This window comes from Flavobacterium aquidurense (assembly GCF_031458035.1).
Lineage (GTDB): Bacteria > Bacteroidota > Bacteroidia > Flavobacteriales > Flavobacteriaceae > Flavobacterium > Flavobacterium aquidurense_C.
The window spans coordinates 746272-768959 of the sequence record NZ_JAVDXR010000001.1 but is presented as its reverse complement, the minus strand read 5'-3'; the positions used below and the strand labels follow the sequence as shown (position 1 = coordinate 768959).

The following is a 22688-nucleotide window of genomic DNA, read 5'->3' as shown; positions in this document are numbered from 1 at the left end:
GCGATAATTTAATTCATAGTCAAAATGAAAGTAAGCCGAAATACTGCTGCAAAAACTGCCGTTTTAGAAATTCTAACACAATCTAAAACTGCTTTATCACACACAGAAATTCAGAAACAAATAGGTACTTTATGTGATCGTGTAACCATTTACCGAATACTAGATCGCTTGCTAAATGATGATTTAATTCATAAAACGATTAATCTCGACGGAACTATTAAGTATGTAAAATGTCGACATGCGCATCCTGTTCAAATTCATAATCATGCCCATTTTAGTTGTCAAAAATGTCATGAGGTAACTTGCCTTGAAAGTGTAAAACCAAGTTATCTTATACCACATAACTATAAAGTACACGATTTGAATTTTACTCTTTCAGGATTATGCCCAAATTGCTCTTTTGATCAAATTTAGACACGACTAAAAAAAATATTAAACGAATGTAATTTTTTTATACATTTGCTTAAACCATATTTTTTTAAAATGACCAAATCTTTAGAAGAAGTTCACCAATCGGTTGCTACTGAGCATAAAAAAACCGGATTCAGAAAAATACTAGCCTTTTTAGGACCGGCATATTTAGTAAGCGTCGGTTATATGGATCCCGGAAACTGGGCAACAGACATTGCTGGCGGAAGTCAGTTTGGGTATTCTTTGCTTTGGGTTTTGCTTATGAGCAACTTAATGGCGTTGTTACTGCAGAGTCTAAGTGCGCGCCTCGGCATTGTTACACAGCGTGACCTGGCACAGGCATCAAGAGAAACCTATTCGAAATTTATCAACTACATTTTATATTTTCTAGCTGAAATTGCCATCGCCGCCTGTGATCTCGCCGAAGTACTCGGAATGGCGATCGGAATTAATCTTCTTTTTGATATTCCTTTAATCGAAGGCGTTTTGATTACGGTTTTAGATACTTTTTTATTGCTGTTCCTAATCAATAAAGGAATCCGCAAAATGGAAGCCTTTATAATTGTATTGGTCGCCATTATTGGGTTTTCTTTCATTTTTGAAATGATTTTTGCAGAACCGGAACTTGACAAAGTGATTTACGGATTGGTTCCGTCCATTCCTAGTTCAGCAGCTTTGTACATTGCAATTGGAATTATTGGAGCAACGGTTATGCCACACAACTTATATTTGCATTCGTCTTTGGTGCAAACCCGTAAATTCGACAGAACTCCAGCCGGAATCAAACAGGCTTTGAAATACAATTTCATCGATTCAACAATTGCTTTAAACCTTGCTTTTTTTGTAAACGCCGCTATTTTAATTTTGGCAGCAGCCACATTTTATAGAAACGGAATGTTTGAAGTTGCCGAAATTCAGGACGCACATAAATTCCTCGAACCTTTATTGGGAACCAAATGGGCACCTGTTTTATTTGCCGTTGCTTTAATTGCTGCCGGGCAAAGCTCGACCGTAACCGGAACCCTGGCGGGACAAATCGTAATGGAAGGATATTTGAATTTAAGAATCCAGCCTTGGGTTCGCCGAATTATAACTCGCTTAATTGCTATTATTCCGGCTGTTGTAGTAATTTTAATTTATGGAGAAAGCGTTACCGGAAAATTACTGATTCTGAGTCAGGTGATTTTGAGTCTGCAATTAGGCTTTGCGATTATTCCGCTGATACATTTTGTGAGCGACAAAACGAAAATGAAAGGGTTTCATATTTCCAGAACTACTCAAATTGCTGCCTGGATTATTGCTTTGATCATTGTTTCGCTAAATGCAAAATTGGTTTATGATGAAATCACGTCTTGGCTTGCAACCTCGAATCATCCAGCAATACTTTGGTGTACAGTGGTTCCGCTTGCTTTTGGATTTTTGGGACTATTGCTTTATATCGTATTCAAACCTTTTATCGCCCGAATAAAATCAAATATCGAAAACCACTCGCCTCATCATTTAAAACTTCATTTTACACCAAAGGAGAGTTACACGAAGAAAAACATAGCCATTTCAGTCGATTTTTCTAAAGCTGATGAAGCTGCACTAAACAATGCCTTCGAATTGGGCGGAATCGATGCAAAATACACGTTAATTCACATTGTTGAAACGGTAGGCGCATTGATGTACGGAGGTCACGTTGACGACCATGAAACCACTATCGACGAAAAATTATTATTACAATATAAAGAAATGCTTTCGCAGAAGGGCTTCAGAATAGAAACTGAACTTGGTTTTGGAAAACCTAACACCGTGATTCCGAAGATTATCAACGTAGGAAATTTTGATATTTTAGTAATGGGAACCCACGGCCACACCGGATTAAAAGATATTTTATTTGGTACCACCGTTGATAAATTGAGACATAAAATTTCGATACCTTTGTTGATTGTTAAATAAATTAGGTACAAAGTTACAGAGTTGCAAAGGGACAAAGGTTTTTTACTTTGAACATCTATCCCTTTGAACCTTTGTCCCTTTGAACCTTTGTCCCTCAAAAAGAAAAAAATGACTTTCTCAGAAGAAAACTACCTTAAAGCCATATATCATTTAACCGCTTCACTAGAAACCGAAGTTAGCACTAATTCCATAGCGGAAATGATGGAAACCAAAGCTTCATCTGTAACAGACATGCTGAAAAAGCTTTCGGAAAAAGATTTAGTAAATTACAAAAAATACCAAGGTGTTTCTTTGACTGAAAACGGTAAACTAGCAGCTAAAATGATTGTTCGAAAACATCGTTTGTGGGAAGTTTTTTTGGTGGAAAAATTAAATTTTAGTTGGGATGAGGTTCACGATATTGCGGAACAGTTAGAGCATATCAAATCAGAACAATTGATTAACCGTTTGGATGATTTTCTTGGAAATCCTACGGAAGATCCGCACGGTGACCCGATTCCGGATGCCAATGGACGTATTGTTAAGATTGAAAAACACTTGCTTTCCGAACTTAATGAAAGTCAAATTGGTGTTTGTGTTGGCGTTAAAGATACTTCTTCCGATTTTCTGAAATATCTGGACAAACAGGAAATTGCTTTGGGTTCTAAAATCGAATTTCTTTCTAAAGAATCTTTTGATTTATCTGTTAAAATCAAGGTTGATGGAAAGGAATTATCTATTTCTAATAAAATTGCTTCTAATTTGTTTGTGAAGCTGGTGTAGAGCGGGGTATACCACAGAGATTCACGGAGAGTTTTCGCAGAGATACACAAAGTTTTTATATTTTTTGTCAGACTGAGCGAAGTCGAAGTCCCGCAAAGTGATTCAGCGAACGGGGCTTCGACTTCGCTCAGTCTGACAAATTGAATGCCCTATCTAGCCCTGATAGAAGTGGAAATGCTTTTGCTTTTTTCATTAATAAGCAAAAGATTACTTCACTTTACATTTATTTAAATTGGAGTTCAGTGAACTTCGTTTGTAACGGATTGCGGGATTAGCTCCTAAAAACTAAACTATCCCCTTCTCTATCATTTCTAACATTACGGGCGAAGCATTTTTAAATGTTGGTTCTTGTTCGATAATGCTTCCGGCGTTTTTCTTGTTTACTTTGAAAGTGACATCGTTATCAGTCGTAAACAAAAGTGCCGTCAAAAACGGATTTTTAATATACGTTCCCAGAACCAATAAAGCTTCCTCTAAAGTGTGAATACTTTCGATTTCTTCCGTTTTGTAACGAGTCGTTAATGAAATAGAAAACGTATTATCTTCATTTAAAACCAATCGGAAGTAAATGTTTTTAATTTCGGTATCGCCGATGGTTTTCGCTAGTGTAAGTTTGGCAAAAGTGCCGCTTTGGATGCTTTCTTTGACGCGTTCGCAAAAAAGAGCAAATATTGGTTCGTACATTTTTTTAAGGTGTTAAGGTTCTGAGATGCTATCCCGAAGCTTCGGGACTAAGATTAAATTCTTTGTGTATCTCTGTGCAAATCTTTGTGTAACTCTGTGGTATAATTCTATTTCCCTGTAAATTCAGCTTTTCTTTTCTCTAAAAATGCTGTGGTTCCTTCTTTAAAATCCTGTGTTCCGAAACATTTTCCGAATGATTTTATTTCGGTTTCGAAACCATCTTTTCCATCTTTAAAATTTGCATTAATGGCTTTTATCGCTTTTCCGATAGCGAAAGGTGCGTTTTTAATGATTTTTTGAGCGATTCCATTCGTAAATTCAAGAAGCTCAGCCTGAGGCACTACGTGATTTACCAAACCGTATTGTTTCGCATCTTCGGCAGAAATCATGGCAGCGGTCATAATCATTTCCATCGCACGTCCTTTCCCAACTAATTGTGGTAAACGCTGTGTTCCTCCATAACCAGGAATTAATCCTAAAGTTACTTCCGGCAATCCCATTTTTGCATTGTCTGAAGCTACTCTGAAATGACAAGCCATTGCTAATTCTAATCCGCCACCAAGTGCAAAACCATTAACGGCAGCAATTACGGGTTTCTTTAAATTTTCGATATAATCAAAAAGTGATTCTTGTCCTTCGGCAGCTAATTGTGCTCCTTCAACAACATTATAATTTGCAAACTCTGAAATATCGGCTCCTGCCACAAAAGCTTTTTCGCCGCTTCCGGTTAAAATGATAACGCGAACCTCATCATTTTTTCCTAATAACTTAATGGCTTTATTCAAATCGCTGATGGTTGCTTTGTTCAACGCATTCAGTTTTGTAGGTCTATTTATGGTTACGGTGGCAATTTTTTCTTCAATCGAAATTAAAAGATTTTCGTAGTTCATGACTGTGGTTTTATGAGTTTGTGATAGGCAAGGAAACTCTAAATGTGGTTCCTTTTCCGTAAGTTGATTCAAAGGTAATTGTTCCTTTGTAATTTTCGATGATGTTTTTTATAATTCCGAGCCCAAGACCCATTCCACTGGTTTTGGTGGTGAATTTTGGTTCGAAAATTCGGCCGATATCTTGCTTCTGAATTCCAATTCCGTTGTCTTTTACTGCAATTTCAACATTATTATTTCGGCGTTTTACAGTAACCAAAATTGATTTGTGAAATTGACTTTCCGGAATCGCCTGCGTCGCATTTTTAACCAAATTGGTAATCACACGAATCAATTGCGTTCGATCCATTTTGGAGATGATTTCCTGTTCTTCACTCTCAAAAACAATATAATCTTCGTTGAAAATATCCAATGAAAGTTCGACAACCTCAACAACATTCAGTGTTTCATTTTGCTGAGCCGGCATTGAAGCAAAATTTGAAAATGCCGAAGCCACAGCCGTCATGGTATCAATTTGCTGAATTAAGGTTTCGGAATAATCGTTGAGTTTCTGCTTAACATCTGGCGCTGTCGGGTCAAACTTGCGCTGAAAACTCTGCACGGTTAATCGCATCGGCGTAAGCGGATTTTTGATTTCGTGGGCCACTTGTTTTGCCATTTCACGCCAGGCTTCTTCACGCTCACTTTGTGCTAATTTTATGGCACTGGTTTCTAATTTATCGACCATTCCATTATAAGCTTTGATCAAAAAGTTCACTTCCTTACTATTGGCTTCTAAAACAATCTTCTCGTTTTTCTGATCAAGATTGGTTTCTTCCAATTTATCTGAAATCGTTTTAAGTGATTTTGTAATATAGGTTGAAAGGAAGTATGCTAATGCAAACGCGACAAGCAGCATAAAAGAATATACCTGACTTAATCGAATCAGGAAAGTATTTAACTCGTTGTCGTAATAACCATCATCTTCTAAATACGGAAGATTTAGAATTCCGAGTGGTTTAAATTTTTCATCTTTAATCAAACTATAAGACGATCTGTTTTTGATTCCGTCGATGGTTTTAATGTCTACAAAACGCTTTTCGATAGACGATTTAACTAATTTTAAAATATAATCCGGAACTGGCGGTGCAACTTTATCAACCGCAAAAGATTCTTTAGAAGATTTTAGCAGTTTTCCGTCAAGACTGTAAATATTGATTTCGATTTTGTGGATCTGAGCCAATTCATGGATTTTATCCTTAAAAATTAAATCTAAATTGGCTGTTTTAAGCGGATATGTTGTGGTAGAAAGCACATAATTGATATGTTCTTTTACGGCATTTTCTTTACGTTCTAAACGTTCCTGATGGTATTCTTTGGCTTCATTCTTAAACTGAATAATGGAGATCGAAGCCAATAAAAAAGATGCCACAACAATCAATACAATCATCGACAGGAAAATCCTGGTTCGGAGTGAAAGCATCGACATTTTGAAGTTGTTTTGCATAAATTTTGGTTTTCAGTCACAGTCGCAGTTTTCAGTGTCAGAGCGGAAAAACTGTGACTGAAAACTGCGACTGAATATTTTTTTTGCGACGACCCGAGCGAAAGCGAACTGGTGAAGCAATTCACGAATTTACACTAATTATTCTTTTTGCCACAGATTAGCATGATTTTAAGGATTTCTAAACTCAGTAAAAAAATCTTTTTAATCCTGCCAATCTGTGGCTATAAAATCAAATCAATTCGTGAAAATTCGTGCAATTTGTGGCAAACTTTTACTATTTCTTCTCGCGAATTCTCTTGTAGAATCTAAAACCCAGCATAATTAAAACCGAGAACAATATAATCCCGATTACGCCGAAAATCCAGTTGATGGCGCTTTTTACAATTATTAAAAAAACAACAGCAAAAAGGATAATTGTTGCTCCTTCATTCCATAAACGCATGAAATTATTGGAATATTTTACCTCATCATTTTGCAATTGTTTAAAAATCTGATGGCATTTTGCATGATATAAATAAAGTGCAAAAACGAAACCAAATTTAACCTGCATATAATCCAAATAAATTAATCCCGGATTCAGGTAAAGTAATGAAAAAGCAAAAATACTAGCCAAAATTGCAGACGGCCATGTAATAATGTACCACAACCGATACGTCATTATTTTGTATTGCGCCTGCAAAATTTCCTTTTCGGGAGATGGTTTTTCGTTCGCTTCAATCTGATAAACGAATAAACGTACAATATAAAACAATCCCGCAAACCAGGTTATTACAAAAATAAGATGAAGAGATTTTAGATAATTATAATATTCCATACTTTTTGTTTCAGATTTCAGGTTTCAGGTTTAAAGTTTCAAGTTTCAAGTTTTTTTTAAAGTTGACTTATGCTCAACAATCTTAACTCTTGACTCTTTATTCTTTATTCTTTATTCTTTATTCTTGACTCTATTTTCTACTATTTAGTCCACTCATTAATCCAGTTACTCACCGTCTGGCACCACTCATCATCATCATTCAAACATGGAATTGCCAAGAATTCTTCACCACCTTTTGCTTCAAAATCTTCTTTGGCGCGCATGGCGATTTCTTCCAAAGTTTCTAAACAATCAGACACAAAAGCTGGAGTTACCACCGCCAATTTCTTGATACCTTTTGCTGGCATGTTATCAATTTCAACATCCGTATAAGGCTCCAGCCATTTGTCTCCCGCTAAACGCGATTGAAAAGTAAGACTGTATTTATCAGCAGGAAGTCTTAATAATTTTACGACTTGTCTGGTTGTTTCATAACATTGATGACGGTAACAGAAATCATGCGCCGGCGAAGGCGTGTTACAACAAGAACCATCAATTTTACAATGTGATTTGGTTACATCGGTTTTACGAATATGACGCTCCGGAATTCCGTGATACGAGAATAATAAATGATCATAATCAAACCCTATTAAATGTTTCTGAATTGAATCAGCCAAATTCCTGATGTAATCCGGTTTGTTGTAAAATGCAGGAACATCAGTAAAAGTCATGTGTGGGAATTTCTTCTTACGTATTTCTTCAGCTTTAACCAAAATAGTCAAAGTCGAAGCCATTGCATATTGTGGGTATAACGGAAAAAGCATCACTTCAGTAACTCCCTTATCGTGCAATTCCTGCAATCCTTTTTCGATAGTCATACTTCCGTAGCGCATTGCCAAAGAAACTGGAACGTTTACCAAAGGCTGTACTTTTTTCTGCATTCTTTCAGACAGCACCACTAACGGAGAACCTTCTTCCCACCAGATTTTAGCGTATGCATGTGCTGATTCTTCTGGTCTTTTTCTTAGGATAATACCACGAACTAAAAATGCTCTCAACAAATACGGAACATCGATCACGTATTTATCCATTAAAAATTCGTCTAAGTACGGTTTTACATCTTTTGTAGTTGGACTTTCTGGAGATCCTAAGTTTACTAATAATACGCCTTTCATTATTTTTTTTGCTTTAGGCTTTAAGCATTAGGCTTTAAGCTTTGTTTTTGTTTTAATTTTCGGCAAAAGTAGAACTTGCTACTTTTTAGAAATATGATAATTATTACTTTTTTATTATTGTTGAATATCTAAAATTGATTTTGATAATTCGTGAAATTTTTCACGCAGATCTATACAGATTAAAGCAGATGTTCGCAGATTAAATTCGTGAATTGCTTTGCCAGTTCGCTATCGCTCGGGTCGTGGCTAACAAAAATCTAAACATTCGTATTAATCGACATCAAATACTTCTTTGGCGTTGTGGCAAATTTTTTCTTGAACGCCGCAATAAAGTGACTTCCGGTGCTATAGCCAATTTTCAATCCTACTTCGTTTACATTATAAGATCCGCTGTCTAATAATTTTCGGGCGAAATCCATTTTGTAATCGAATAGAAAACCATAAACCGTATCGCCATAAATTTGTTTGAAACCCATTTTTAATTTCTTCAAATTCAAACCAATTTCATCGGCCAATTCCTGTAATCCCGGAGGTTCGGCCATATTAGCGATGATGATTTCTTTTGCTTTTCTGATCTTCAAAACATTATCTTCATCAATCAAAAACGGACACTGTTCTGCATTTGGATCTTCGGTTCTATTGAAATACAAACTCAACAATTCGTATCCTTTTCCTTTATAATAAAGGTTTTTTATCGATGGATGAAGATTATAATGAAACAACTGACTTAGCACAATAGCCATAGAAGGACTTATATTTCCTTCGTTATAATACTTTTTGTCCTTATTATCAGGACTTAAAAAAGTAATATAATCTGCTTCCGCAGAAAACAACGCGTGAAATTTCTTTATTGATACAATAACTGAAATCACCCACGAATTTGGAGCGAGTTCTAAATTCAGCGGTAATTCTTTCTGTGGATTATACAAAAGCAACGATTTTTCTTCCTTCAAATCTAAAGCGTAAGTGCCCTGATTGAACAAAAATTTAGCATTGCCTTTTATTCCGAAGTGAAACTGTATCAGACCACTACCTACTTCGTGCTGTCCAAAAAACGGTTCTAAACTGTCGTTTTGAAAACGGATAAGCGTAAAGTCGTCTTCAATTTTAATAATTTCCTGAGAACTCATAGCGATATTTTTTTGAAACGAAAATCATAGTAATTAGAACATCTTATTTAGAATCACTCTAAACAAATCATTTCAAACGACTTGATTTTGCTACAAAAATAATGCTTTTTGCATAAAAACAGTCGTTTAGAAACAAAAAAACATGTAGCGATACAAAAAGTACTTTGAGCGTTACTTTTATAAAAGGTATAATGATAATTTTGTTGCACTTTTATGAAAGTGGATTTATGGAAAACAATAACGTACCGAAACACCTATATTTTTATTCAGTTGGTCTGAGTTATAAAAAAGCTGATGCTGAGGTAAGAGGTCAATTTAGTTTGGATGTAGTTGCGAAGACTCGTTTACTGGAACAAGCTAAAACAGAGGGAATAGAAAGTTTAATTGTCACTTCGACTTGCAACAGAACCGAGATATTCGGTTTTGCTGAACACCCTTTTCAATTAATAAAACTTATTTGCGATAATAGTAACGGATCTGTAGATGCTTTCCAAAAAGTGGGATTCGTTTATAAAAATCAGGAAGCTATTAATCATTTGTTTCGTGTAGGAACCGGTTTAGACAGTCAGATTCTGGGCGATTTCGAAATTATATCTCAAATTAAAACCAGTTTTACACATTCAAAATCAATGGGTTTAGCCAATACCTTTATGGAAAGATTGGTGAATGCGGTGATTCAGGCGAGCAAAAAAATCAAGAACGAAACAGAAATCAGTTCTGGGGCGACTTCGGTTTCTTTTGCATCGGTTCAATACATTATCAAAAATGTAGAGGATATCGGAAATAAAAATATTTTACTTTTCGGAACAGGAAAAATCGGAAGAAATACTTGCGAGAATCTTGTAAAACATACTAAAAACGAACATATTACTTTAATTAACAGAACGAAAGACAAAGCTGAGAAATTAGCCGGAAAACTAAATTTGATTGTTAAAGATTATTCGGAACTTCATTTAGAACTTCAAAAAGCTGATGTTGTGGTTGTCGCTACTGGCGCACAAAACCCAACGGTAGATAAGGCTATCTTAAATCTTAAAAAACCTTTATTGATTTTAGATTTATCTATTCCGAAAAACGTTCATGAAAACGTTGAGGAATTAGAAGGCGTTACTTTAATCCACATGGATTATTTGTCACAATTGACAGATGAAACATTGGAAAACAGAAAATTACACATTCCGGCTGCAGAAGCAATCATTGAAGAAATCAAAGAAGAATTTGTGGTTTGGATGAAAGGCAGAAAATTTGCCCCAACAATCAATGCTTTAAAAGAAAAACTGAACGCGATTAAAGATTCAGAATTAAACTTCCAAAGCAAAAAAATCACTGATTTTAATGAAGCTCAGGCTGAAATCATCAGCAACAGAATCATTCAAAAAATCACCACACATTTCGCAAACCACTTAAAAGACGACGACACCATGGTCGATGAAAGCATCGAATGGATCGAAAAAGTCTTCAAAATAAAAGCATCTTAAAAACATAAATTTTCCACCATATAAGTCATATAAGTTCATTTAATATAGTTATTTACGCAATGCTTAAATTTACTTATATGACTTATATGGTGGAAAAAAATTAAAACATGGCTGAAAAAATAATCAGAATAGGGACTCGCGATAGCGAATTGGCACTTTGGCAAGCACATACTGTCGAGAAAAAACTAAATGATTTGGGTTATAAAACCGAGATTATTGCAGTAAAATCTACAGGAGATATTATTTTGGACAAACCGCTTTACGAACTTGGTATTACCGGAATTTTCACCAAAACGCTGGATGTTGCCATGATTAACGGCGATTGCGATATTGCAGTTCACTCGATGAAAGATGTTCCAACAGCATTACCGCAAGGTATTGTTCAGGCTGCGGTCTTAGAGAGAGCCAATGTTTTAGACATTTTAGTGCACAAAGGAAATCCAAATTTTGATCAGCCAAGTACAATTGCAACCGGAAGTTTGCGTCGTCAGGCTTTATGGTTCAATAAATATCCTAACCATACGGTGGTTGATTTACGTGGTAATGTAAACACCCGTATGCAAAAACTACAAGACAACAACTGGGACGGAGCTGTATTTGCTGCTGCAGGTTTGGAGCGCATCAACATAAAACCAGAAAATTATATCAATTTAGATTGGATGATTCCGGCACCGGCGCAAGGAGCAATGCTTGTTGTGGCGATGGAAAATGACAATTATACTTTAGACGCACTTTCGCAATTAAACCATATTGAAACTGAAATTTGTACGTATATAGAACGTCAGTTTTTGAGAACGCTTGAAGGCGGCTGTACAGCGCCAATTGGAGCTTTAGTCACTTATAACGAAGATGAAGACACTTTACATTTTCAAGGTGTTTTGCTTTCAGTTGATGGAAAACAAAAACTGGAAATCGACAAAACCGTTGCTATTTCAGAATGGAAAAAATTGGGATTTTTCGCTGCACAGGAAATTCTAAACAACGGCGGAACCGAGTTGATGCAATCTATTAAAGAATCTTTAAAAAAATAATGGCAAAATCAATTCAGATATTATCCACAAAAAAGCTGACGAGCGAACAAAAACAAGCATTGACTGATGCTAATTTTGATGTTATTGACGCCGATTTCATTCAGACTCAAAATAAATCTTTCGAACTAAAAGACCTCAACGAAAATTTGATTTTCACCAGTCAAAATGCCGTTCACAGTATTTTATCTCATACAAAAGCGGAAGAACTAAAAAGTAAAAACGTTTTTTGCGTTGGTTTAAAAACTAAAATTCTTTTATCTGAAAATGGATTTAATGTGGTGGCTTATACAGGCTATGCATCAGATTTAGCCGAAATCATCACTTTGATTTATCGCTCAGAAAGCTTTACTTTTTTCAGTGGAAACCTTCGAAGAGAAACTTTACCAAAAGCTTTAAAAGATGCCGACGTAAAATTCAATGAAATTCAGGTTTACGATACATCATTAACACCTCAGAAAATAAAAACTGCCGTTGACGCGATCTTATTTTTTAGTCCGTCAGGCGTTGAAAGTTATTTGAAAGACAACACCATCAAAAAAGAAACGTGTTTTTGCATTGGAGAAACCACCGCAGACGCTTTACATAAAATTACCAAAAACATCATCATCGCAGATCAGCCAACGGTTGAAGACGTAATTGAAGACGTAATTGAAGAATATAAATAAACCTTTGCAACTTTGTCCCTTTGTGACTTTGCACCTAAAATAAAAAACATGTTAAAAAACGACCTATTTTTAAAAGCATTAAAAGGAGAAACTGTTCAACGTCCGCCAGTATGGATGATGCGTCAGGCTGGAAGATATTTACCGGAATTCAGAGCTTTACGTGATAAATATGACTTTTTCACAAGATGTGAAACTCCAGAATTAGCAGCAGAAATTACTGTTCAGCCAATTCGCCGAATTGCTCCGGATGCTGCCATTTTGTTCTCTGACATTTTGGTTGTGCCACGCGCAATGGGAATTCACGTAGAATTGAAAGACAATCTAGGACCAATTATTCCAGATCCGATTCGTACCATGGAACAGGTAAATCAAGTTTACGTTCCAGATGTTAATGAAACTTTAGGTTATGTTTTTGACGCCATTAAATTGACTAAAGAAATGTTGAACGACGAAGTGCCATTAATTGGTTTCGCTGGTTCTCCATGGACAATTTTCTGTTATGCTGTTGAAGGAAAAGGTTCTAAAAGTTTTGATACTGCAAAAGGTTTTTGTTTTTCAAACCCAGTAGCAGCACATACTTTATTACAAAAAATAACAGACACTACCATTTTATATTTAAAAGAAAAAGTAAAAGCGGGAGTGAATGCCGTTCAAATTTTTGATTCTTGGGGAGGAATGCTTTCTCCTGTTGATTATCAGGAATTTTCATGGAAATACATCAACCAGATTGTCGATGCTTTGGCTGAAGTTACTCCGGTTATTGTTTTCGGAAAAGGATGTTGGTTTGCTTTGGGCGAAATGGGTAAAAGTAAAGCTTCGGCATTAGGTGTTGACTGGACTTGTTCGGCAAGAAATGCTCGTTATTTATCTGGTGGAAACGTTACTTTACAAGGAAATTTTGACCCTTCAAGATTACTTTCCCCAATTCCGACCATCAAGAAAATGGTTCACGAAATGATCGACGAGTTCGGAAAAGACAAATATATCGTAAATTTAGGTCACGGAATTTTACCAAATATCCCTGTAGATCATGCGAAAGCGTTTATTGATGCGGTGAAGGAATACGGAGTAAAATAGTTAATAGTTATTGGTTGATAGTTGTTAGAATCTCAACTATCAACCAATAACAATCAACCAACAACTCAAAAAAATGCTCAACAAAGGCCTAAGAGATGACGAAGCAATCAGAATTGACAATGTCCTGAAAACATTGCGCTCTCTTGATTTTGTACCTCAGCCTTTAACCGATGATGAAAAATTTGATGTAGAAAATCAATTAAAGGAATTCGGATTGAATATTCAGACTTTAGTTGATTATTCTAATGAAGAATTGATAACTCTATTGATTCGCTGTCATTTAGATTTTAATCAATTAGAACAGTTTGCAGACTTTTTAATGGAATTTTCAAAAGCTGAAAACTATAATTTTGAAACTAAATCTTTGTGCATTTATCAATATATCCAGCAGGAAAGCAAAGTGTTTTCTTTTGGAATAAACGCCAAAATCGCTTCGGCTAAAAACAAATAAAAATGAGTTTTACAGATTGCAAAATAGACCGAATTAATCATGTTCTTGCCGAAGACTTTTACAAACTCATCGATAAGAACAAAAATCATATTGGAAAAACTTTTCCGGTGACTTTGGCCAATTCTGATTCATTAAAAAAAGCAGAAGATTTTCTGGCAGTTAGCCGAACTAAAGAAAAAAATGGTGAAGGTTTTTATTTTTATGCAAGGGATATCAAAACCAACGATTTAATTGGTTATTTGTGTGTAAAAACCATTGATTACCGCATTTCAAAATGTGAATTAGGCTATTTTGTCGATGAAGATTATCAGGGAAAAGGAATCACTTCAAAAATGGTTTCAGATGCGCTTGCCTTTTGTTTCAACGAATTGAATCTGAATAAGGTTTTTATCTGCACTTCAGAAATTAATTTGGCAAGTCAACGAATTGCATTAAAACACAATTTTAAACAAGAAGGAATATTACGAGACGAATTTAGAAATGGTGATGGCAAATTGCAAAACTCTGTTTATTTCGGATTGCTAAAATCAGAATACAATACTCATGAAAGATAAATTTTACGCATACATACAAAACTTACAAGACCAAATCTGTACAGGATTAGAAGCTGTTGACGGAACCGCAAAATTCCGTGAAGATCTTTGGAAACGCCCGGAAGGCGGTGGCGGAAGAACACGTGTAATCGAAAACGGTGCCGTTTTCGAAAAAGGAGGTGTAAACATTTCAGCTGTTCATGGAAAACTTCCTGAATCGATGCAAAAGATGTTTGGTGTTGGCGAAGCTGACTTTTTTGCCTGCGGATTAAGTTTGGTTTTACACCCGAAAAACCCGATGACACCAACGGTTCATGCGAATTGGCGTTATTTTGAAATGTATGATGAACATGGAAAAGTAATCGAACAATGGTTTGGCGGAGGACAAGATTTAACGCCTTATTATTTGTTTGAAGAAGATGCAACTCACTTTCATCAAACGTGTAAAACAGCTTGTGACCAACATAATCAGGAGTTTTATCCAAAATATAAAAAACAATGCGACGCTTATTTTTGGAATGCGCACCGAAACGAAGCCCGCGGAATTGGCGGTTTGTTCTTTGATTATTGCAAAGCAAATGAGCAAATGTCGATGGAAGATTGGTTTGATTTCGTTTCTGAAGTTGGGAATAGTTTCTTAGAAGCTTACGTTCCGATTGTGGAGAAAAGAAAGAATTTATCCTATACACCTGAAAACAGGAATTGGCAGGAAATCCGTCGTGGCCGTTATGTCGAATTCAATTTAGTTCATGACAAAGGCACTTTATTTGGTTTAAGAACCAACGGAAGAATTGAGAGTATTTTGATGAGTTTACCACCTCATGTACAATGGGTTTACGATCATCATGCAGAAGCAGGAAGTGAAGAAGAAAAATTGGTAAATGTGCTGGAAAATCCTCGTGAATGGATTTAAAATAATTTAGTCCCATCGGGACGGTATATCTATAGCAATGTTGTAAATCTATTCCGACAAACCCCATCGGGGTGACATCTTAACAAATTACAATTGATGGCAAATACATATACTCAATTATACATTCATATTATTTTTGCAGTTAAAGGCAGACAAAACCTAATTTCAGCAAATTGGAAAAATGAAATTTATAAATATATCACTGGAATCATTACCAATAAAGAGCAAAAATTAATTGCAATTAATGGGATGCCAGACCATATTCATATTTTAATTGGATTAAAACCGGATAAGTCAATTTCTGATCTGGTTAGGGATATCAAATCAAATTCATCGAAGTTTATAAATGACCGAAAATGGATTAATGGAAAGTTCGAATGGCAAACGGGTTTTGGTGCTTTTTCATATAGTCATTCTCAATTAACAAATGTTATAAAGTATATTCAACGTCAAGAGGAACATCATAAAAACAAGACGTTCAAAGAAGAATATACCTAATTTTTAAAATTGTTTAATGTAGAATTTAAAAACGAATATCTTTTTAATGACATTTAATATTGCGCTCCTCTGGAGCTCAAATCCAAGACATTAAATTTTATCTATAAACATAATGCTCCTCCGGAGCTTTTGGAATAATGAATAAAACCACTTAAAGATCATTATTATGGAAAAGAGAGAAATGAACATCGCACAATTAACCCGCATGCATTCAGGCAAAGGATTTATCGCAGCACTAGATCAAAGTGGCGGAAGTACACCGAAAGCGCTCGCACAATACGGCGTTCAGGAAAGCAGTTATTCGAATGACGAAGAAATGTACACTCTTGTACATGAGATGAGAACCCGAATTATAAAGAGTCCGGCGTTTGACAGCGAATATATTCTTGGTGCTATTTTGTTTGAAAATACCATGGATCGTAAAATTGACGGTCAATGGACGGCTGATTATTTGTGGGAAAAGAAAAACATCGTTCCGTTTTTAAAAGTAGATAAAGGATTGGCTGATCTTGCCAATGATGTTCAATTGATGAAGCCTATTCATAATTTAGATGAATTATTGGATCGCGCTGTAGAAAAAAATGTATTCGGAACCAAAATGCGATCTGTTATTAAAGAAGCAAATGCCGAAGGAATTCGCGAAGTAGTTGAGCAACAATTTAAAGTTGGTTTACAAATTTTTGCAAAAGGACTGGTCCCGATTATTGAACCGGAAGTTGACATTTATAGTGCTGATAAAGAAAAATCGGAAGAAATTCTGAAAGCAGAAATACAGAAACAACTAAACTTGTTGGATAAAAAGGTTAAAGTGATTCTGAAACTATCTATTCCAACTGTGAATGACTTTTACAAAGAACTAATGTCTGATCCGCATGTTATACGTGTTGTAGCATTATCCGGAGGATATTCAGAAGAAGAAGCCAACGCGAAACTGACGCAAAACCACGGATTGATTGCCAGTTTTTCACGAGCACTTTCCGAAGGTCTTTCTGCTGGTCAGTCTGATGATGAATTTAACCAAAAACTTGATAAAACCATAAAAGCGATTTATACCGCTTCAATCACATAAAATAAAACATTAAAAAATCTAATAAATTGGATTGCCGATTAGCGATTAACGGTTTGTGATTTCAGAATATCTGAAGTATTCCACAATCAAAAATCAAAAATCAAAAATTAGCAATCAAAAATCTAAAATAAATATGTTCCCATTACAAAGAGGCAGAAGACTACGAGTAAATGAATCTATCCGTAGTTTAGTTCGCGAAACAACATTAAGTCCGAGCGATTTTATGTTTCCAATGTTTATTGCAGAAGGCGAAAATTATAAAGTTGAAATTCCGTCAATGCCGGGAATTTTTCGTCGTTCTATTGATTTAACCGTAGAAGAAGTAAAAGAAATTTTTGCTTTAGGAATTCGCGCTGTCAACATTTATGTAAAAGTAGATGAATCTCTGAAAGACAATACCGGAAAAGAAGCTTGGAATTCTAACGGATTAATGCAAAATGCTATTAAAGCGATAAAGGCGGCCTGTCCTGAAATGATTGTGATGCCCGATGTTGCTCTTGATCCATATTCTATTTATGGTCATGATGGAATTATCGAAAATGGAGATGTTGCCAATGATGCGACTAATGAAGCATTAGTAAAAATGGCCGTTTCGCACGCACAAGCAGGAGCCGATTTTGTTGCACCAAGTGATATGATGGACGGACGTATTTTGCGTTTGCGCCAGGGATTAGATGCTGCAGGTTTTGAAAATGTGGGAATTATGAGTTATTCGGCAAAATATGCTTCTGCTTTTTATGGCCCGTTTCGTGATGCTTTAGACAGTGCTCCGAGAGAAGCTGATGTGGTTGTTCCAAAAGATAAAAAAACTTATCAAATGGATTATGCAAATCGTATCGAAGCCATTAGAGAAACACTTATGGATGTAGAAGAAGGTGCTGATATGGTAATGGTAAAACCCGGAATAGCATATTTAGACATTGTTCGCGAAGTAAAAAATGCCGTAAATGTTCCGGTAACTGTTTTTCATGTTTCTGGTGAGTACGCCATGATCAAGGCAGCAGCAGAAAGAGGATGGCTTGATAATGATAAAATCATGATGGAGCAACTGTATTGCATTAAGCGTGCGGGAGCCAGTATTATCTCAACTTATTTTGCGAAAGAAGCTGCAATATTATTAAATAAGAAATAAATGAAAAAAGTATTATTCTTAGCTGCCGTTTTAGCTTTTGCCTCTTGTAAAAAAGAGCAGGAACCTTTCGGAAAACCAACTGAAACAACAACAGAATCTTCAGAAGGAGAATCGGCGAAAGCCACAACTCCCGAAGCATTAGGAAAAGATATATTTGAAGGAAAAGGAAATTGTATTTCCTGCCATCAGGTGGATCAAAAAATAATCGGTCCGAGTATTCAGGAAATAGGAAAAACGTACAAAGATAAAAAAGGCGATATTGTTACTTTCCTGAAAGGAAATGCAGATCCTATTGTTGATCCAACTCAGTTTTCGGTGATGAAAACGAACTTCCCAATTACGCAGGCGATGTCTGATGAAGAATTAAAGGCAATTGAAGCTTATATTTACAGCAATTCTAAATAAAGAAGATCGAATATAGTTAAAACAAAAACGGCGCTAAATTAGCGCCGTTTTTTTATGATTTAAATTACCAGATTTTAACTCGTTTGTCTGGACTTACATACATTTTATCTCCACTTTTAATTCCAAATGCCTGATAAAAAGCATCAACATTCTGAATCGGTACGTAAGCTCTGTACATTCCCGGAGAGTGCGGATCTGTTTTTACCTGACTTTTAATTGCCTCATCTCTTGTTTTTGTTCTCCAAACGGTAGCCCAGGAGATAAAGAAACGTTGTTCAGGCGTAAATCCGTCAATTAAACCAGGATCTCCGTGTGCTTTTAAATACAATTGCAAACCATCATAAGCTGCATTGATTCCACCTAAATCCCCAATGTTTTCTCCTAAAGTAAATTTACCGTCCACGTGAATTCCAGGCAAAGGCTCTAAAGCACTATATTGATCTGCAAGTGCATTACCTAAAGTTGTAAATTGTTTTAAATCATCAGCAGTCCACCAGTCTACAAGATTTCCATCTGCATTATAACGTGCTCCTGAATCATCAAAACCATGTGAAATTTCGTGACCAATTACAGCTCCGATTCCACCATAATTTACTGCTTCATCAGCCTGGTAATTGTAAAAAGGCGGTTGTAAAATTGCTGCAGGAAAAACAATTTCATTATAAGACGGATTGTAATAAGCATTTACTGTTTGTGGCGACATTCCCCACTCTGTTTTATCCACTGGCTTATTTAATTTTTCTAAACCTTTCTTGAAATTCCATTTTGATAAATTGTGCGCATTCTCAAAATAGCTTCCACCTTCCGCAACACTTTTAATTTCTAAAGCGGAATAATCTTTCCACTTATCCGGATAACCCACTTTTATAGTGATTTTATTCAATTTCTCAATCGCTTTTGCTTTTGTAACATCCGACATCCATGTTAAATTATTAATACGGTTTTGGTAAGCCAAAATCACATTGTGAATCATATCAATCGCTTTGGTCTTTGCTTCAGCTGGGAAAACTTTCTCTACATACAATTTTCCAAGTGCTTCTCCAATACTTCTGTTTACCACTTGCAAAGCTGTTTCTTCGCGAGGTAATTGTTTAATTGCTCCTCTTAAAGTTTTACTGTAAAAGTCAAAATTTGCCGTTTCAATTTCAGTTGTTAATTGTGAAGTTGAACGGTTTAACAAAGTCCATTTAAGGTATTCTTTCCATTCTGCCACTTTATTTTCAGTGAAAACAGTTTGTAAAGCTTTCATATAACGTGGTTCAACAACCACAACTGTATCCAGTTTAGCCAAACCAAGCCCTGTAAAATAAGCATCCCATTTAATTGCCGGAGTAAGTTTTTGAAGATCCGCAACCGTCATCGGGTTGTATTGAAGACGACTGTCTCTACTCTCAACACGATTTAATCTTGGGCTTGACAAAGCAGTTTCTAAAGCCAGGATTTCTGCTGCGCTCTGTTTTGCTTTTTCAGGAGATTCTCCAATAAACTGCATCATTCTTGCTACGTGAAGCTCATATTTTGCACGTTTTTCTTTTGAATCTTTATCTTCAGAAATGTAATAATCTTTATCAGATAAACCCAATCGGCTTACACCAAGACTTACAGAATTTTTAGAACTGTTTTTTTCATCAGCTCCAATGTAAATTCCGAAGAAATCATTTCCGCCCTGAGGTTCCATTTCTACCAAATACTTTTGAAGATCAGCTACATTTTTAATAGCATCAATTTTTTTCAGGTATGGCTTCAAAGGCTCAATTCCTCTTTTGTTTCTGCCTACCGTGTCTAAAACAGTATTAAATAAATTTACTGCTTTCCCCTGATCTGTATCCGATTTATACTTTGGATTTTTTGAAGCTTCTTTCAAAATTGCCATTGCATCTTTATCGGTCTTTTTGATTAATTCATTAAAACTTCCCCAAGTGGTACGATCACTTGGAATTTCGGTTTTATCTAACCATGTTCCGTTTACATATTGAAAAAAATCCTGACTCGGACTAATTTTTGTATTCATGTAAGAAACATTGATACCCGGTTCTTTTGGTTTTGCATCTTGAGCTTCAACTGCGCTGAATATAAACATTGAAGAAACTACACAAAACATAGGTTTAGTAAGCTTTTTAATCATTTTTCTTTATAGTTTTAGTATATATACAAACATATTGTTATTCTTCGGAACTCTATGTTAAAATTATCGCAATAATTTCAAGTGAGATTTTTAATGCAAAAAATCGATCATAAGCAACTAAAAATTTCATAAATATATGTTTGATTATGTAGTCTTTAATTCAAATTGTTTTTGGAATATTTGTTAAAACAATTTATTGAAGTGAGAGTAAAAATTCAGAATGCATTTTCAGGAAAGATTGAAGCTATCGGATTTCCAATTTTGGCTTTATGCTGGGTAAGTTTCTTTTGGGGGACAACGTGGCTGGCATCAAAAGAAGCGGTTAGACATATGCCGGGGCTTCAGGTAGCCACTATCCGTCAGTTTTTGGGCGGCCTGCTGTATGTTGGTTACTTTCTTATAAAAAAAGAGCCTTGGCCCAAAGGCAAACAATGGAAAACGATTATTATTTTATCTATTTTGAATTTTGCCTTAAGCAACGGGTTAAGTACCTGGGGAGTAAAATATATCAGCAGTGGATTAGGCGCCATTATTAGTGCGCTCTTCCCGATCTGGATTATTATTATCAATTTTTTTAATGGCATAAAAATCGCCAGAGTAGCTTTATTCGGAATCCTGGTCAGTTTTGGTGGAATCTGCATTATTTTCATGGATTACTTATCTGATTTTTTAAGACCTGATTTTCAATTCGGAATCATTTTAATGGTCGCATCAACTATTACATGGGCCTTCGGAATTTTGGAAACTAAGAAAAAAGCATCCAGTTTTAATCCGTATTTTAGTTTAGGATTGCAGATGTTGATTTCGAGTGTCTTATTATTTGGAATTACCGAAGCCGCCGGAACTAATATTCCGTTGAGTGAAATCTCTATGAATTCGTGGTGGGCAATTATCTATTTAATCATTATTGGTTCGGTATTAACTTTCATCGCTTTTATTTATACTTTACAACATCTTCCAACTGAAATCAGCAGTATTTACGTTTATATAAATCCAATAGTCGCGATGGTTTTGGGAGCTTTCATTTTTGAAGAAACACTTACTCAGGCCATTGCCATTGGAGCAGCCGTAACTTTAGTTGGATTGTATCTGGTTAACAAATCTATTAGAAAGACTAAAAATTAAAGAATTATTTGCTTTCTTTTTATCTCTCGCAAAGACGCGAAGTCGCAAAGTTTTATTTTTTAAGTTTTACTTTGCAACTTCGCGTCTTTGTGTGATTAAAACATTTCTAATATATTACTTTTAATGAGAGTCAAAAGCCTGTTAAAAACAACACAGAATTAGTTTTTTGAAAACTGCTTTTCGTATTTTTGCGCCAAATTCCGTTTATGAAATCGTTACTCTATAAATACCGCAAATTCTTTATTGTTTTAATAGTATTTTCGATAGTTACAATATCCCTATTTTATTCGGCTTTAAAGCCACAAAAAACGTTGCCAATTTACAATCCTGCCGACGTAAATCCGGAGCTGGTGGACAGTACTATTCAATACAAAAGTAAATACCATACCATTGCAGATTTTTCGTTTGTAAACCAAAATGGTGATACCATTACACAGAAAAATTACGAAGGAAAAATATATGTTGCCGATTTCTTCTTCACCACTTGTGGATCAATTTGTCCAAAAATGACAACTAATCTTGAAGATGTTCAAAAAGCGGTTTTAAACAATCCGAAAGTGATGTTGCTTTCTCACACTGTTTTTCCAGAAGTGGACAGCATTCCGGTTTTAAAGGAATATGCTATAAAACATCATGTGGTAGACAGCAAATGGAATTTGGTTACCGGCGACAAAAAAGAGATTTACACCATGGCGAGAAAATCGTATTTGGCAGTGAAATTAGGAAGACCAGATCAGTTGTATGATATGGTTCATACGGAGAATTTTGTCTTGGTAGATCAAAAACGCCGCGTTCGTGGTTTTTATGACGGAACAAACAAAGAAGAAATTAAACGTTTAATTGACGACATCAATTTTTTATCACAAGAGTAAAATTGTCTTATTTAAGGAAATTTTGGGACAATCAAAAGGGTTAAA

At 35.5% G+C, this 22688-nt stretch carries 23 protein-coding genes; 16 read left to right on the top strand and 7 right to left on the bottom strand.

The window, feature by feature from the left end; all coding sequences use genetic code 11:
• The first annotated feature begins 24 nt into the window (after positions 1–24).
• The 3 genes from J2X17_RS03290 to J2X17_RS03280 all read left to right on the top strand — a co-directional run bounded on the left by J2X17_RS03290 (position 25) and on the right by J2X17_RS03280 (position 3114).
• Entirely contained in the window at positions 25–414 is a 390-nt protein-coding gene (locus J2X17_RS03290) for a Fur family transcriptional regulator (RefSeq protein WP_310294643.1), read from the top strand.
• 69 nt (positions 415–483) lie between these two features.
• Positions 484–2352: an Nramp family divalent metal transporter gene (locus tag J2X17_RS03285; RefSeq protein WP_310294641.1), complete on the top strand. Its 1869-nt coding sequence runs from the start codon at positions 484–486 to the stop codon at positions 2350–2352.
• A 108-nt stretch (positions 2353–2460) separates the two neighbouring features.
• A complete protein-coding gene (locus J2X17_RS03280; RefSeq protein ID WP_310294639.1) occupies positions 2461–3114 on the top strand; it encodes a metal-dependent transcriptional regulator in 654 nt (217 codons plus the stop codon).
• Positions 3115–3399: 285 nt separating this feature from the next.
• On the opposite strand, the gene J2X17_RS03275 is transcribed toward J2X17_RS03280, so the two are convergent.
• The 6 genes from J2X17_RS03275 to J2X17_RS03250 all read right to left on the bottom strand — a co-directional run bounded on the left by J2X17_RS03275 (position 3400) and on the right by J2X17_RS03250 (position 9269).
• Positions 3400–3798: a hypothetical protein gene (locus tag J2X17_RS03275; RefSeq protein ID WP_310294637.1), complete on the bottom strand. Its 399-nt coding sequence runs from the start codon at positions 3796–3798 to the stop codon at positions 3400–3402.
• 107 nt (positions 3799–3905) lie between these two features.
• A complete protein-coding gene (locus J2X17_RS03270; RefSeq protein ID WP_310294636.1) occupies positions 3906–4688 on the bottom strand; it encodes an enoyl-CoA hydratase/isomerase family protein in 783 nt (260 codons plus the stop codon).
• A 10-nt stretch (positions 4689–4698) separates the two neighbouring features.
• Positions 4699–6114, bottom strand: coding sequence for an ATP-binding protein (locus J2X17_RS03265; RefSeq protein ID WP_310294688.1), 1416 nt, complete (start codon positions 6112–6114; stop codon positions 4699–4701).
• A 331-nt stretch (positions 6115–6445) separates the two neighbouring features.
• Complete coding sequence (locus J2X17_RS03260; RefSeq protein WP_310294634.1) at positions 6446–6985, bottom strand: CopD family protein; 540 nt, start codon at positions 6983–6985, stop codon at positions 6446–6448.
• Between the two features lie 140 nt (positions 6986–7125).
• A complete protein-coding gene (gene hemH, locus J2X17_RS03255) occupies positions 7126–8139 on the bottom strand; it encodes a ferrochelatase (RefSeq protein WP_310294632.1) in 1014 nt (337 codons plus the stop codon).
• Between the two features lie 257 nt (positions 8140–8396).
• Complete coding sequence (locus tag J2X17_RS03250) at positions 8397–9269, bottom strand: helix-turn-helix domain-containing protein (RefSeq protein WP_264552936.1); 873 nt, start codon at positions 9267–9269, stop codon at positions 8397–8399.
• 227 nt (positions 9270–9496) lie between these two features.
• On the opposite strand from J2X17_RS03250, the gene hemA reads away from it, so the two are divergent.
• The 11 genes from hemA to J2X17_RS03195 all read left to right on the top strand — a co-directional run bounded on the left by hemA (position 9497) and on the right by J2X17_RS03195 (position 18521).
• Positions 9497–10747, top strand: a complete 1251-nt coding sequence (hemA, locus tag J2X17_RS03245) for a glutamyl-tRNA reductase (RefSeq protein ID WP_310294630.1) — start codon at positions 9497–9499, stop codon at positions 10745–10747.
• 107 nt (positions 10748–10854) lie between these two features.
• Positions 10855–11778, top strand: coding sequence for a hydroxymethylbilane synthase (gene hemC / locus J2X17_RS03240; protein ID WP_310294628.1), 924 nt, complete (start codon positions 10855–10857; stop codon positions 11776–11778).
• Positions 11778–12443, top strand: a complete 666-nt coding sequence (locus J2X17_RS03235) for a uroporphyrinogen-III synthase (protein ID WP_310294626.1) — start codon at positions 11778–11780, stop codon at positions 12441–12443. Before hemC ends, J2X17_RS03235 begins: the two co-directional genes overlap by 1 nt.
• 48 nt (positions 12444–12491) lie before the next feature.
• Positions 12492–13520 (top strand): uroporphyrinogen decarboxylase, encoded by a 1029-nt coding sequence (gene hemE, locus J2X17_RS03230; protein WP_310294624.1) that lies wholly within the window; start codon positions 12492–12494, stop codon positions 13518–13520.
• 73 nt (positions 13521–13593) lie between these two features.
• Positions 13594–13971: a hypothetical protein gene (locus J2X17_RS03225; RefSeq protein ID WP_310294622.1), complete on the top strand. Its 378-nt coding sequence runs from the start codon at positions 13594–13596 to the stop codon at positions 13969–13971.
• A 2-nt stretch (positions 13972–13973) separates the two neighbouring features.
• The gene (locus tag J2X17_RS03220; protein WP_310294620.1) at positions 13974–14525 is read left to right on the top strand and encodes a GNAT family N-acetyltransferase; all 552 of its coding nucleotides are present in this window, start codon (positions 13974–13976) and stop codon (positions 14523–14525) included.
• On the top strand, positions 14515–15417 hold the full coding sequence (gene hemF, locus J2X17_RS03215) for an oxygen-dependent coproporphyrinogen oxidase (protein ID WP_310294619.1): 903 nt from the start codon (positions 14515–14517) through the stop codon (positions 15415–15417). The genes J2X17_RS03220 and hemF overlap by 11 nt, the downstream gene beginning before the upstream one ends.
• Before the next feature lie 96 nt (positions 15418–15513).
• On the top strand, positions 15514–15915 hold the full coding sequence (tnpA, locus tag J2X17_RS03210) for an IS200/IS605 family transposase (RefSeq protein ID WP_310294618.1): 402 nt from the start codon (positions 15514–15516) through the stop codon (positions 15913–15915).
• 181 nt (positions 15916–16096) lie between these two features.
• Entirely contained in the window at positions 16097–16984 is an 888-nt protein-coding gene (locus J2X17_RS03205; protein WP_310294687.1) for a fructose bisphosphate aldolase, read from the top strand.
• A gap of 133 nt (positions 16985–17117) precedes the next feature.
• Positions 17118–18116 (top strand): porphobilinogen synthase, encoded by a 999-nt coding sequence (gene hemB / locus J2X17_RS03200; RefSeq protein WP_310294616.1) that lies wholly within the window; start codon positions 17118–17120, stop codon positions 18114–18116.
• The gene (locus tag J2X17_RS03195) at positions 18117–18521 is read left to right on the top strand and encodes a c-type cytochrome (protein ID WP_310294614.1); all 405 of its coding nucleotides are present in this window, start codon (positions 18117–18119) and stop codon (positions 18519–18521) included.
• 64 nt (positions 18522–18585) lie between these two features.
• Here J2X17_RS03195 and J2X17_RS03190 read toward each other — a convergent pair whose 3' ends face one another.
• Positions 18586–20646 carry a M13 family metallopeptidase gene (locus tag J2X17_RS03190; RefSeq protein WP_310294612.1) on the bottom strand — a complete coding sequence of 687 codons (2061 nt, stop codon included), beginning with the start codon at positions 20644–20646 and terminating at the stop codon, positions 18586–18588.
• Positions 20647–20847: 201 nt separating this feature from the next.
• On the opposite strand from J2X17_RS03190, the gene J2X17_RS03185 reads away from it, so the two are divergent.
• Both J2X17_RS03185 and J2X17_RS03180 read left to right on the top strand, forming a co-directional pair.
• On the top strand, positions 20848–21771 hold the full coding sequence (locus J2X17_RS03185; protein ID WP_310294611.1) for a DMT family transporter: 924 nt from the start codon (positions 20848–20850) through the stop codon (positions 21769–21771).
• A 206-nt stretch (positions 21772–21977) separates the two neighbouring features.
• Positions 21978–22643 carry an SCO family protein gene (locus tag J2X17_RS03180; RefSeq protein ID WP_310294609.1) on the top strand — a complete coding sequence of 222 codons (666 nt, stop codon included), beginning with the start codon at positions 21978–21980 and terminating at the stop codon, positions 22641–22643.
• Positions 22644–22688: the final 45 nt, after the last annotated feature.

Coding starts and splice junctions, on each gene's coding strand:
- J2X17_RS03290 (WP_310294643.1), top strand. CDS start 25: ATGAAAGTAAGCCGAAATACTGCTGCAAAAACTGCCGTTTTAGAAATT.
- J2X17_RS03285 (WP_310294641.1), top strand. CDS start 484: ATGACCAAATCTTTAGAAGAAGTTCACCAATCGGTTGCTACTGAGCAT.
- J2X17_RS03280 (WP_310294639.1), top strand. CDS start 2,461: ATGACTTTCTCAGAAGAAAACTACCTTAAAGCCATATATCATTTAACC.
- J2X17_RS03275 (WP_310294637.1), bottom strand. CDS start 3,798: ATGTACGAACCAATATTTGCTCTTTTTTGCGAACGCGTCAAAGAAAGC.
- J2X17_RS03270 (WP_310294636.1), bottom strand. CDS start 4,688: ATGAACTACGAAAATCTTTTAATTTCGATTGAAGAAAAAATTGCCACC.
- J2X17_RS03265 (WP_310294688.1), bottom strand. CDS start 6,114: ATGATTGTATTGATTGTTGTGGCATCTTTTTTATTGGCTTCGATCTCC.
- J2X17_RS03260 (WP_310294634.1), bottom strand. CDS start 6,985: ATGGAATATTATAATTATCTAAAATCTCTTCATCTTATTTTTGTAATA.
- hemH (WP_310294632.1), bottom strand. CDS start 8,139: ATGAAAGGCGTATTATTAGTAAACTTAGGATCTCCAGAAAGTCCAACT.
- J2X17_RS03250 (WP_264552936.1), bottom strand. CDS start 9,269: ATGAGTTCTCAGGAAATTATTAAAATTGAAGACGACTTTACGCTTATC.
- hemA (WP_310294630.1), top strand. CDS start 9,497: ATGGAAAACAATAACGTACCGAAACACCTATATTTTTATTCAGTTGGT.
- hemC (WP_310294628.1), top strand. CDS start 10,855: ATGGCTGAAAAAATAATCAGAATAGGGACTCGCGATAGCGAATTGGCA.
- J2X17_RS03235 (WP_310294626.1), top strand. CDS start 11,778: ATGGCAAAATCAATTCAGATATTATCCACAAAAAAGCTGACGAGCGAA.
- hemE (WP_310294624.1), top strand. CDS start 12,492: ATGTTAAAAAACGACCTATTTTTAAAAGCATTAAAAGGAGAAACTGTT.
- J2X17_RS03225 (WP_310294622.1), top strand. CDS start 13,594: ATGCTCAACAAAGGCCTAAGAGATGACGAAGCAATCAGAATTGACAAT.
- J2X17_RS03220 (WP_310294620.1), top strand. CDS start 13,974: ATGAGTTTTACAGATTGCAAAATAGACCGAATTAATCATGTTCTTGCC.
- hemF (WP_310294619.1), top strand. CDS start 14,515: ATGAAAGATAAATTTTACGCATACATACAAAACTTACAAGACCAAATC.
- tnpA (WP_310294618.1), top strand. CDS start 15,514: ATGGCAAATACATATACTCAATTATACATTCATATTATTTTTGCAGTT.
- J2X17_RS03205 (WP_310294687.1), top strand. CDS start 16,097: ATGAACATCGCACAATTAACCCGCATGCATTCAGGCAAAGGATTTATC.
- hemB (WP_310294616.1), top strand. CDS start 17,118: ATGTTCCCATTACAAAGAGGCAGAAGACTACGAGTAAATGAATCTATC.
- J2X17_RS03195 (WP_310294614.1), top strand. CDS start 18,117: ATGAAAAAAGTATTATTCTTAGCTGCCGTTTTAGCTTTTGCCTCTTGT.
- J2X17_RS03190 (WP_310294612.1), bottom strand. CDS start 20,646: ATGATTAAAAAGCTTACTAAACCTATGTTTTGTGTAGTTTCTTCAATG.
- J2X17_RS03180 (WP_310294609.1), top strand. CDS start 21,978: ATGAAATCGTTACTCTATAAATACCGCAAATTCTTTATTGTTTTAATA.